An 11442-nucleotide genomic window follows, 5' to 3' on the forward strand; every position below is an offset into this window, starting at 1 on the left:
ATGTAAGATCCTCGTTAAGAACTTTGAGCGCACCTTGACCAATGCCACCACGAAGCTCAATCTCTGCTTCGTCAGGTTAATGATTAAGCGACTTGCCGCCTTTTAGAGATGTCAAATGGGTTCTATATAGTGAATTTTATTTTTGCTTTATCTGTTGCTCTTTTTCTACCACAATGACCGGAATGAGACTCGATTCTAAGACTGCCTGAGATACCGAACCCATGATCGCGGTTTGCCAAGCAGGTTGTCCTCGCTTACCGATCGCAATCTCAGTCACATTGAAATCTTGAGCAACTCGAAGAATCTCCTCTGGAACCGATCCTGTTACCACGATCAACCGATGACGGATATCACTCAAAAGCCGTTGAGTTTTTTCTTTGAGGTGGGCTACGGTTGCTGGATCTTGAGTGCGCACGTGCAGCACAATCACTTCACCATCGCTGCGACGAGCAAGTTCAGCCGCTTTGATTAAGACTGCATCAGCAAACACAGAGGTATCTATGGCTGCTAGAATCACAATTTGACGACCGCTCGCCACCTTGGTGGGATCGACTTCACCTCGTTCCAATAATCGCGGGGCAAAAGTGGGAATTGCCCAAGCTCCCAGTGGTGCGCTCACCAGAATTGAAAGCGCCGCGATCGCCAAAATTGTCTCTCCTCCTTCAATGCCTTGCGCCAGAGGAATTGCCCCGATCGCAGCTTGAACGGTTGCTTTGGCGGAGTTGCCCGGCAGCAGGAACAATCGCTCTTTCCAGTTCCAATTGCTTTTGACGGTAGATAGATACCAGCCCACAGACCGACCGACGAGAGTGCCGATTGCTAAAATTAGTAACCCCGGCAGCAAAATATTGCCTAAGACTTGCAGTTGAATACTAGCTCCCAATAAAACAAACAACACCACTTCGGCAATCATCCACAGGCTGTCAAATCCGCCGCGTAACCGTCGAGCGAGTGGTGCATCAAACTCAATTAGGAAAAATCCCATTGACATCACCGCCAAATAACCAGAGAAAATCGGCAAGTCTTGTGCTACCACGACTAATAGCAATGCCAAACTTGCTGTCACTAACGTATCTTGAACAGCATTCTGCGTCCAATTCTGTGCTAAAAGCAAGATTAATACTTTGGCTGTCAATACTCCTAGCAAGACTCCAAAAACAATTTGAAGCACAATCTGAAATGGCAGAAGTTGCACAGCACTCAACGTAAGACCACCTGGTAACGTTACGCTTGTTGCGCCTTCAGATAGGAATGCAAGCAATAAGCTAAATACTAGTAGAAGTAATACATCTGATAATGCGCTTCCTGTTAAAATTGCGTCTGGAATCCCTTTTTTGACTCCCCACCCTAAACTTTTAAGTCGTAGCATTGCGGGTACAATCACAGCCGGGGATTCTGCGCCAATAATGCAGCCCAGCAGAAGTCCTGTGGGAAAATTAAGCCCAAAGATGAGCATGGCGGCAAGCGCGATCGCAATTGCCTCTCCTGCCGCCGGGAGAAAGCCTAACCGCAGCGCCACCGTCCCCTGCTGTACCAACTTCTCTCGATCTAGCCCTAGTCCTGCTTTCATCAAAATCACCATCACGGCAACCAATCGCAGCGAATCAGCCGCTTCTAGCACGCCGGGACTAATCACATTTGCAACCTGTGGACCAATCACAATCCCGACTAGCACCATGCCAACGAGTGCTGGAACCCCCATACGCCGGGCGATCTGACCGACAAAAAACCCTCCTAACACGATCCAAAGCGTACTTTCTAACATCACGCAACCTCAAACAACTAAGTGAACGAGCGTGACTTGCGTTGGAAGTGGATAGAAAACAAACAGCCCTACCCTTCCGTCGCAAGTCGGAATAGTAGGAGCCATCAGCCTTCTGAGGAATAAATGAATGTTCAGAGGGCGGTTTAGGCAAGCTCCATTGCCTTGTGATTACTTTACATTAATTTTCTATATCTGCATTGCTTACAACTAAATTTCGACTACACAGTAACGATATTTAAGTTGGGCTAGTTTGACCAATAAAGCTACTGATGAGAGGATTTTTCCTTCCCGCTTGCCATCCAAAGAGCTTTCAAAACTGCCTGATATTGCTCTTCAATATCTTTTTTGTCCCATTCCTCAGAAACTGCGTCTTGACTGTCCCGTTGAATCATCTCGGCATGGCGGCGTAGCGCCTCGCGGTCTTTCTGGTTTTGAGTATAACGAGCAATAGTTGCGATCGCTTCCAGTAGACGAATAGTTACAGCAACATCAGAATTACTATATTGTCGAATTTGGTTAAAAGCAGCATCAGTTAGCCCTGCAAACGTTACTGGTTGGGCAATAACCCGCAGTTTGCCCAAGTCATCGTGGCGGTAGGGGGAAGGAAAATCTCGCCCTGCGAGGCGCGACAGTCCTGCACTCAATCTGTCAATACACCGAATGGCAGTAAATGGATCGTTGACGGCGGGAGAAATGGCACGCAGGGCAACTTCAACTAATTGATGGATAGGAAACTCTATATCCTGTTGCTCGGTGCGTTCTGTACCCAGAATAAAAGCATCTCGAAACTTTTTGGTAAGTTTTTGATTTACTCGTTGTCCAGGATAGACCATAACTAACTCGCTACCCTGGACAACAAACTTGCCTGGTCGAAGTTCCAGCCGCACTATCAACTCGTTCTCAGAGGCAATCTGCATTAACTTCTCATCATCAATTCCTTGCAAATAACCGCTCTTAGCCGCCTTAACTGGATAGCCATCTTCGTCAAAATTCGCTGGGATTTCTGCCACTCGCCGTCCAGATTCTGACAAACCTCGTCCGATTTTTTCAGGAAATAATCGATCTGTAGCGCGGTCGAGATCGGCACTGACCTCAAAGATGACGTGGGATGCTTGAATGATGGTGGAGGCGTGATGGATAAAGTAGATCAGCAGACTAATACTAACGAACGTTAACGCTAAGGCAACGGTCACCGACATCTGCGGAATAAAGACATCGTAATCATCGCCCTCTCCTCGCACTGTCCGCAGGACAAGTAAGCAGTAAATAAACGTACCAATAAATGTCCCCAGCACAACTTGATTGCCAATGTCCTGCATAAAATTACGCAGCAAGCGGGGACCAAAATTGGAAGCAGCTAGTTGGAGCGCCACAATTGTAATTGAGAAGACAGTACCCGCGACAGTAATCATTGAACCAGCAATGGCAGAAAGCATTGCCCGCGCACCGTCGGTGCTGCCAGTGTAGAGCCAGCCCCAGTTTTCCAACTGTCCGTAATAGCCCCGTCGGTCGAGGGTTAGCATTGCAACAGCCAATGCGATCGCGAACGCCACAATCACTGCTGGCAAAAACAAGTAGCTCGATTGGAGCGAGTCCCAAAATTTAGCGATTTTGACGTTTTTCATTGGCGATCGCCCGTAGGTAGATTTTGGCTATCACTGTCATTACCGTTTTTCGAGGCGCTGTTTTCAGCTAACTGCTTGAGAGAACCGCTAATACTGCGTGGTTCTGGTACTTCTTTATTGCCTGCGGGCCAACCTTCACGCTGAATGGCGCGATCGCCATCGGTTTCTTCGGTTTGGTCGTGGAATAAAATTTGTTGTGTAGGATAAGGCAAGTCAATGCCATTTTCGGAGAGCTTTCGCTTGATGGCAGAAATTACCTTGTCTCGCGAATTGAGATCGTCTATCCTTCTGGGGGGTTTAATCCACCAACGAGCGCGGATGTTAACGGTACTTTCAGCTAATTCTAATAAGAGGACATCGGGAGCGGGATCTCTCAAAATATCATCTATGCTACCAATTGCTTCTAGCATTAACTGCTTTGCTTGCTCAACATCGTCACCGTAACCAATGCCAAAATCGTATTCCATCCGACGACTATCATAGGCAGTATTAACAGTTACCGAATTTGTAAATAGTTCGGAGTTGGGAATAACTATCCGGCGACCATCGTAAGTTTTGATCGTTGTTGCCCGCGTTTCAATGTTTTCCACCGTTCCCTCAAAGTCCTTGAAAACAATTTGGTCGTCAATTCGGAACGGTTCAGTTAATAGAATCAGGATACCTGCTAGAAAATTCTGCAAAATATCGCGAAAAGCAAAACCAATTGCTACTCCACTAATACCTAGTAGCTGAACTAAATCTCCGGCTCTAAATGTTGGAACTACAATTGATAGCGCCACAAATAAACCAATCAAAATAACGACTCCTTGAGCCAATCTCCCCAGCACCATGCCTAGGTTTCTTGCTTGCCGATGTCTGCGGGTAAGGCGTTTTACTGATAACTTCAGCCAGTGAGCGGCGAAAAAGAATGCGATGAAAACAATGATCGCCAAGACAAGGTTTGGCAGCATAACAATCAAGCTTTCAATTAGCCCTCCAATCTTATCCCACGCTGCTGTTATTGCTGACTGAATATCCATAGTCGTTAATTTTAATGTATGTAATTTAAATTTTGAATTTTAGAACTTAATTTAGCCATTTTTGCACTTTTATAGGTGTATTTTTATAACTAGCAAAATCGTATTTCTCCTAAGAAAATAATGTTAATGCTAATGGATAAGCCCAGATTTAAAATCTACCTACAGTTAGGAAAGTATCATTTCTAAATAGCAGAAAAATATAATTCTCAATGCTTGGGAGACAGCCTATATCAGGTTGATGACGTTCAGATTCGAACAATATTTTATCTAAACGCTTGAAGCGGACTAATGTTGGGAATTCTCTTTTAGATTGTCAATTTGGAGTGATGGAAATCCGACAATATTATAAGTCGTCGTGGCGATTTTAATTCCCGCCGCATCGAAAGCTTTGAGTAGATCGCGGCTAACAGTATCTTTGAGATCGCGAATTCCATGTTCTCTAACAACAAAACGGACAGTTAGTTCTAGCCAGTTGTTCGTAATTCGATAGTAAACCTTTGGTGTCAAATCGGCGGCATGGAGAAAATAGCGATCGCGCATCACCCGTAATGATTCCTGGCTCATCTGATTGATATTTTCCGTGTGACGGGTGGTACACTCTAACAAAATTTGCTCGGCAACTTCGCGATCGGCGCTGTAAGAAATGGGAACGCTGATTTCTTCCCAAAGATAAGGAAAATCCTGGGTGTAGTTGTAAACAGGCTGCTCAAAAATTTTGTCATTGGTGACAGTGACAATTCTGCCAGTAAATTGACGGCTTTTGACCCAACTAGGGGAAGTCGGATCTTGAAGCGAAACAGGCTGTCCCATTTCCATAATTTTGGTATGGATAAACCCTAGAGCGATCGCATCGCCACGCACGCCACCCATAGTAATACGATCGCCAACGCTAAAAATATTACCCCGCAAAATCAAAAAGTAACCCGCGATCGCCGCAATTACTTTTTGCAGAGCAAAAGCTACCCCTGCGGTTACTAACCCAATTGCTGTAGCAAGTCGATTGGGATTGTCAAACCAAATTTTTAGCAGCCCCAAGATCAAAAGTACGGCGGTAAATAAATTTAACCCTTGCCCCGCCCAGAACCAAATCCGCCCGTTGTAGCGATCTCGTAGCGATTCTCCAATCAACGCCTTAGCTATACGACGCAGCAGCCAAAGTACAATTAGGAAGGCTATGGTAAGTAATACCTTTAGCCCGATTTCGGTATTAAAGCTAATAAAATTTAAAATCTGCTCCAACTTTGACTCCTCTGTTAGCTACGGTAAATAACATACATCCCACCAATGTAGAGTGAGATCAGCGCCAGTCCATCCCAAGTAATGTATATTCTTGTAGGGCGAGCAGCGCGGTAAATTAACCCAACAATAGCAACTGAAGTCATTACCATCGCTACTACTGCGGTGAAAATATGCACCCCAGAGATATTTGCCCAGAGATTGCCTGGAAAGTACACCAGATCGCAGATACCCAAAATTGCGAGGTTAAAAATATTGGAACCAAATACGTTAGAAACTGCTAGATCTAAAGCGTTGAGGCGAATCGCTGCTAGTCCCGCGACGGCTTCGGGTAGTGATGTAGTTGCAGCTAGCAGAAGTGCGCCAATAAAACTTTCTCCCAATCCCGTCACTGCGGCAATGCGATCGCCTAGGGATGCCAACCAGACACCTAGCACAACAATTGCGACCGAGAGCAAGATAAATCTGAGATATGCCTGCTGGGGTTTAATATGTTGGTATTGAAAAACCTCGGCTTCTTGTTGTAGCACCTCGGTACGTCTCTTTTGCTCAAACTGGGCAAGTATCCGCACACTGAGCAAATAAAGCACGATCGCTATAATGCTAGGAATACCAACCCAACCTAAAGTTAAATTATTGCTTGTCCGAGCTAGGAGCATTCCACCCGCCGCCACACCTAGCAGTACAGATCCTAAACCCGCAGCTAGGGCGTGACTGATCTGCACTCGTTTTAATAGCGGTTCTGGTCCGCTGAAAATGTCCAGCAGTGCTAGGAGGAGCAGATTAAACAAACAACTGCCAAATATGCCTCCTGCGGCTAAATCTGGTGACTTAAAGACAACTACCGCACTGACACCCGTAGCAAGTTCTGGCAAGGAAGTTGCACCTGCTAGCAAAATTGCGCCTACCCAACTACGCCCCAAACCAGTTTTCTCTGCTAAGATATCTGCACTTTGCGATAGCTGCGTACCGACAAAAACCACTAAAATCACACATAAGATCGATTGAAGCGCCAGTAGCATTGCTACTCTCCTGATATTAGCTGCTATAAGTAGTCTTCCACAAATATTCAACAGGCTGAATACTCAAGTTTTATTTGGTGCTTCTAAGACGTTGACATCAATCAATGGTGTCACGTTAAAACCTTGTTTTAATAAGCGTGTTTGGATCTGATGCGTGAGCATGTTGCTAATCTCCTCTCTTGATGCGGTGACTCCTGGTTGACGTTGGACGTAGACAACGCCTAGCAATGTATTTTGACCTTGAATTTCTGGGCGAGTGAAGCGGATGTTAGTCTCTACCAATTTGGTAGTACCGTTTGCTTCTATCACCTGCTGAATTTCAGCAGTAGCCCTCTGGGCGCGGGTAGAACGTTGAAAGTTTGGCGGATGGCTCAACTGCCAAGCCAGCAAACCTACCAACGCTGCCGCAGTTACAGCTAGAGTTGTTGCAAATACCCACTGCTTGCCTCGCCCATAGCGAGAGCCTCGTGTAGATAAACCACAGAGGCGAAATAACATCGTAGCAGTCAAGTTAATTCCCACCAGTTGTAGCAACAGAACAAATAATCCGCTCGTTGCCATATCCCACCTACCAATTGCGATCGCCATCCCCACCAGTCCCGCAGGCGGCGCTAGCGAAGCAGCGACCAGCATTCCGACTGCTGCTCCAGAAACCAGGCTACTTCGTTCTGATTGCACGAGATTGAGCGCTCCAGCTACGCCTGCTGCTAATGGCAGCAGCACTGCCACGGAGGATAGTTCGCTTGTCTGTACCATTTGACTTGTAGGAATTTCCTGCCGCAGAATCAGGCTAAGTGCTAGAGCAACGAGAATTGTTACGCAAAGCGCACTAAAGTAGCGTATTAAGCTACGCTTGAGCAAAGTTATGTCTCCCCGTGCCGTAGCGATCGCTAGATTCATCGCTGGTCCCGCAAAGGGTGCAATCAGCATCGCGGCAACCAGCAAATAATTAGTATTTGTATACAAGCCAATCCATACCACCACTCCCGCCGCCGCCGCATACCCTAGAAAGCCCTTCCACGAACCGACACTTTGTAACCCAGCCAAAAAGATTTCAATGGGGCTACGCAGTTCTACATTGGTGACTTGCTGCGGTGCTTCTTCTGGCGGTGGCTGTAGTGCCATCACTCCCTGGGGAATGATAGTGACTTGCAGTTGCGGCATAGATTCCAACTCTCCCAGCAGTCCCTCAACTTTGCTATTGGAGATATGAGCGATCGCCAAGTCGATTGCGCCATCACTCCCCGTCGCCTCAAATAATGCCAAATTTGCCCCGTCAAAAGCTTTGGCAGTTTCAAGCACTTGTTTGCCACATCCACGCGGAACCTGTATTAGTAACTGACGCACATTATCCTCCTACTTGTCGTGATGCTTGAGTAATTGAATCAGCAACTAGCCCCTATAAGTTCTCCCCTAAGAGACAATTTGAGTGGAGGATGTAATTGTAATGACTAATTGGTACTTTTGATCCCTTCACCATGGGCTGGAGTAATCCTCTAAGCTGATTGCAGGTTAGTCCTAGCTACAGCCAACCGCCAAATCAGCTTTTCGCCCGTTCAAAGAGCAATCTTTTCGCCCGTTGAAAAATTCAATATCGCGATCACGATATTGAATATGTATCAGCTTTACCAATTCGTTCAAAAACTGAGTTTAAACAATAAAACAGTGCTAAAAATAATTACTAAGCCATGTGCAACTAATGCTTTATGGTTTAGTAACTTATACTACCCGCAGGCTATAAGCCATTAAATATTAGGATTATGTTTATTCTCAAAAGACAAGATGTAGAAATTTTTAACATCAAACACCCTACCCTCGACCAACTTATTCCCATTATCAATTATCAAAGGCAGACTTTTCGTTTGCTACAAATATTTCCTCTAAATCAGTCTCAAGAAGCTTTAGGTGTATGGCGAGACTTGACGGATAACAAAGGCAAAGCCTGCATATTGCTTGAAGAACCCGATCGCTATACATTATGGGGAAAAATTCGCCCAGAACAACTAAAAAATATTGATAGCGCCATTGGCGATCGATCGCTAAAATCTTTAGTCAAAGGTAGCTTGCTACTATTACAAGCAGTTTACGCAGATATTGATGACCTTTTGGGCGCTAGGCAAGCAAAATTATTTCGGCAGGATTTTAAAAACTTTCTTTCCAAAGTAGATCTAACTGAAAAATCCCCCGAAGCAGTTAATTACTTACTAGCTATCGATCCGCTAAGCGTCCAACAGCTACCAGATTGGCAAGAACCCCAATTGCTCAACCTTTTACAAGAAATTCATCGTCTTGGGAAGCGATACTTCGGCGAATCAAATTTTACTAAAAATGCCCTTGATAGTTTAGAGGATATGTCAGGAAACGAACGATCGGGGTTTATACAGTGGCTAAATCAATCAAGCCTTGATAAGCTGTGGCAGTAACAAAAGATTTAAGCACACGCGATCGCCTATGAGTTGTGTATGCTTGTAGCCAACAGAAATATCTAAAAAATGCCCGTGCAGACAACTTCAAAATTTTAAATAGTAAAAAGATATCTATGAATATAGTCCCGACTCGTAGCTGTCGCTACTTCCCCTGCGTCAGGAGTTTTTATGAACAAGCCTATAAGTAAAGCAAATAGCTCAAAGTCCCAGCTATCTTTGCAAACAATTGTTTTGCTTGCAGTTTCTTGGGGGGTACTCGCACTTTTATTTACTCTATTATTTAGTTTGCCTGTAGAAAATGCTAATGGCGTAGCTAGACGCGCCCAAGGGTACATAGTTAGTACTTATATATTTGAATTAGTTGCTTACTTAAGCTCGGTATTATTGTGTTTTAGAAATATGCTCAGTCCAACGATCATTAGCGGACGTAGTGTCTGGTTAGGAATTGGATTTGGTCAGCTATCTTACCTAATTGGCAATTTAATTTTAGGCTATTGGGAGCTAGTTCTTCAGCAAGAACCAACTAATGTCTCGCCAGCAGATTTATTTTTTGTAGCAGCCTATCTATTTTTGGGTGGGGGGATGATTTCAGCCTTGAGTGCTAGACGAGTGAACTTAGAACGCTGGCAATGGGGAATGGTAGCAGCAATTGCTATAGTTGGCATTGGTATAGGAATTTGGTCTTCTAACCCAGCAACTTCTGCACCCGTTGACGCTACAGCTTCAATCTTGTTTTCATCTTTAGCAAAATCTTTACCATTGTTCTACATCGTTGCTGATGTCTTGCTGTTAATTATCGCTACAATGGTACTGCTAACTTTTTGGGGCGGTCGTTTTGCTCAATCATGGAAAATGATAGCGGCAGCAGTGTTCTCGCTCTACATTGGAGATGTGTGGCTTAGTTATGCTCAAAACCACATTGAAAACTACCAAAGTGGAGCGCTGCTAGAAGTATTTGGGGTATTTAGTGGCGTGCTGTTTGCTATTGGCGCTGCGGTGGAATATGAATTATCGAGTCGTTCTCGACGGGAAAAGCGCGGGCGAAAGCGGGCTTAAAATAAAACTGGATTATGACTGGAAAAAAAATTTCTGAATCTATAAAAAGTGACATTATTCACTTGTACAAGCACACCGGAGAAACAACTTCAACTCTGGCAGATCGTTATGGCGTAAGCAATTCAACTATTAGCCGAATGTTGAAAAGCACTTTGCCAGAGCAAGAGTACGAAGTGTTAATTGCCTCTAAACGAGCGGCAAGAGTACCTGGAACCGAGGCAGCGAAACAAGTAACTAATTTACAAAGCGAATTAGAACCAGTAAAGGCGGGAGTCCAACCACAAATAGAGCTAAAATCAGTTCTACAGCTAGAAGAACCCAGTGCAAACCCCACGCCAATTGTTAAACGCCGCACGGTTAGCAGTCGTGCAGAAACTCCTGTAGTTGTAGACGATTCCAGCCAACTAGATGCTACCCCAACGCAAACCAGCGATCAGCCACCTAGCGCCAAGAGCGATTACTCAGAGCGTAGCGCCAAAGGCGATCGCCTTTCCACTTTAAGCCGTCAAAATCCTGAGATCAATATTCCTTCTCCTACTCGCAAAGTAAATTCCTCCGTAGAACCACTAGCTACTAACGACTCAAATTTTCCTACCGATGAAGAAACTAGCGCCTTATTAGTAGCAGAAATGCTAGGGGAAGATATGCTAGAAGAGGCGGAAGACAGCGAGGGGCTAGAAGATGAAGACTTGGATTATGATGATGACACTGACGACGATGAACCAACACGCATAGCCAAAAGACGTTCAGCTTCTAATGCTTTAATTCAAGTATTACCCTTATCACAAGCAAGTTTGCCCAAAACTTGCTACTTAGTAATCGACCGATTGTCAGAATTGATTACTCGTCCTCTCAAAGAATTTGGCGACTTGGGACAAATTCCGACTCAAGAAACTAACCAAAAAACTTTACCAGTATTTGATAACCATCGTGTAGCCCGTCGCTTTTCAACCAAACGCGATCGCGTTATAAAAGTACCCGATAGTAAAATGTTTCAAAAAGCTTGTTCTCACCTCCAAGCAAAAGGGATTACAAGGCTACTGGTTGATGGTCAGGTTTATTCCCTCTATCCCAATTAAGCAATTATTTAGTAGCGAGTTTTTAGATAGTAAGCTTTGCATGACTAATAGTTCTCAATTTTTTAGCGCTAATTATTGTGCGATCTTATACCAATTCTGAATGAAGGTGCGCTAAATTAGCATAAGTGTAAGGGGAAAGGAAAAGTTATGAGTCGTCCGTTCCAAGTGGAGATATCTGAAAGCAAAGAAATGTTGGAGAAAGCACTCAAATATG

9 protein-coding genes, 1 pseudogene and 1 riboswitch are annotated in these 11442 nt (G+C 44.7%); of the genes and pseudogenes, 4 read left to right on the forward strand and 6 right to left on the reverse strand.

Annotated features, from left to right (window positions below; translation table 11 throughout):
• Positions 1-106: pseudogene (locus AC2VE5_RS21375) on the forward strand (transposase); the annotation flags it as partial.
• Positions 107-136: 30 nt separating this feature from the next.
• Here the strand turns inward: AC2VE5_RS21375 and AC2VE5_RS21380 are convergent.
• From AC2VE5_RS21380 to AC2VE5_RS21405, 6 genes are all read right to left on the reverse strand, one after another.
• Positions 137-1765 (reverse strand): cation:proton antiporter, encoded by a 1629-nt coding sequence (locus tag AC2VE5_RS21380; protein ID WP_486889701.1) that lies wholly within the window; start codon positions 1763-1765, stop codon positions 137-139.
• Between the two features lie 88 nt (positions 1766-1853).
• Positions 1854-1936, reverse strand: a riboswitch (Fluoride riboswitch).
• Between the two features lie 92 nt (positions 1937-2028).
• Positions 2029-3390: a DUF2254 domain-containing protein gene (locus AC2VE5_RS21385; RefSeq protein WP_486889702.1), complete on the reverse strand. Its 1362-nt coding sequence runs from the start codon at positions 3388-3390 to the stop codon at positions 2029-2031.
• Positions 3387-4409 (reverse strand): mechanosensitive ion channel family protein, encoded by a 1023-nt coding sequence (locus tag AC2VE5_RS21390; RefSeq protein WP_486889703.1) that lies wholly within the window; start codon positions 4407-4409, stop codon positions 3387-3389. The genes AC2VE5_RS21385 and AC2VE5_RS21390 overlap by 4 nt, the downstream gene beginning before the upstream one ends.
• Before the next feature lie 285 nt (positions 4410-4694).
• On the reverse strand, positions 4695-5648 hold the full coding sequence (locus tag AC2VE5_RS21395) for a mechanosensitive ion channel family protein (protein WP_486889705.1): 954 nt from the start codon (positions 5646-5648) through the stop codon (positions 4695-4697).
• Positions 5649-5662: 14 nt separating this feature from the next.
• A complete protein-coding gene (locus AC2VE5_RS21400) occupies positions 5663-6667 on the reverse strand; it encodes a sodium:calcium antiporter (protein ID WP_486889706.1) in 1005 nt (334 codons plus the stop codon).
• Positions 6668-6730: 63 nt separating this feature from the next.
• A complete protein-coding gene (locus AC2VE5_RS21405) occupies positions 6731-8014 on the reverse strand; it encodes a DUF389 domain-containing protein (RefSeq protein ID WP_486889707.1) in 1284 nt (427 codons plus the stop codon).
• Between the two features lie 413 nt (positions 8015-8427).
• Here AC2VE5_RS21405 and AC2VE5_RS21410 point away from each other — a divergent pair, with 413 nt between their 5' ends.
• From AC2VE5_RS21410 to AC2VE5_RS21420, 3 genes are all read left to right on the forward strand, one after another.
• Entirely contained in the window at positions 8428-9090 is a 663-nt protein-coding gene (locus AC2VE5_RS21410; protein ID WP_486889708.1) for an Npun_F0813 family protein, read from the forward strand.
• A gap of 171 nt (positions 9091-9261) precedes the next feature.
• Entirely contained in the window at positions 9262-10149 is an 888-nt protein-coding gene (locus AC2VE5_RS21415) for a hypothetical protein (RefSeq protein WP_486889710.1), read from the forward strand.
• Positions 10150-10163: 14 nt separating this feature from the next.
• Entirely contained in the window at positions 10164-11228 is a 1065-nt protein-coding gene (locus tag AC2VE5_RS21420) for a transposase (RefSeq protein ID WP_486889712.1), read from the forward strand.
• Positions 11229-11442 lie beyond the last annotated feature (214 nt).

This window comes from Aliterella sp. E5.1, from assembly GCF_057473825.1.

Bases quoted from the DNA above. Each gene is read 5' to 3' on its own strand.
- AC2VE5_RS21410 (WP_486889708.1), top strand. From the start codon at position 8,428: ATGTTTATTCTCAAAAGACAAGATGTAGAAATTTTTAACATCAAACAC.
- AC2VE5_RS21420 (WP_486889712.1), top strand. From the start codon at position 10,164: ATGACTGGAAAAAAAATTTCTGAATCTATAAAAAGTGACATTATTCAC.
- AC2VE5_RS21415 (WP_486889710.1), top strand. From the start codon at position 9,262: ATGAACAAGCCTATAAGTAAAGCAAATAGCTCAAAGTCCCAGCTATCT.
- AC2VE5_RS21385 (WP_486889702.1), bottom strand. From the start codon at position 3,390: ATGAAAAACGTCAAAATCGCTAAATTTTGGGACTCGCTCCAATCGAGC.
- AC2VE5_RS21390 (WP_486889703.1), bottom strand. From the start codon at position 4,409: ATGGATATTCAGTCAGCAATAACAGCAGCGTGGGATAAGATTGGAGGG.
- AC2VE5_RS21380 (WP_486889701.1), bottom strand. From the start codon at position 1,765: ATGTTAGAAAGTACGCTTTGGATCGTGTTAGGAGGGTTTTTTGTCGGT.
- AC2VE5_RS21400 (WP_486889706.1), bottom strand. From the start codon at position 6,667: ATGCTACTGGCGCTTCAATCGATCTTATGTGTGATTTTAGTGGTTTTT.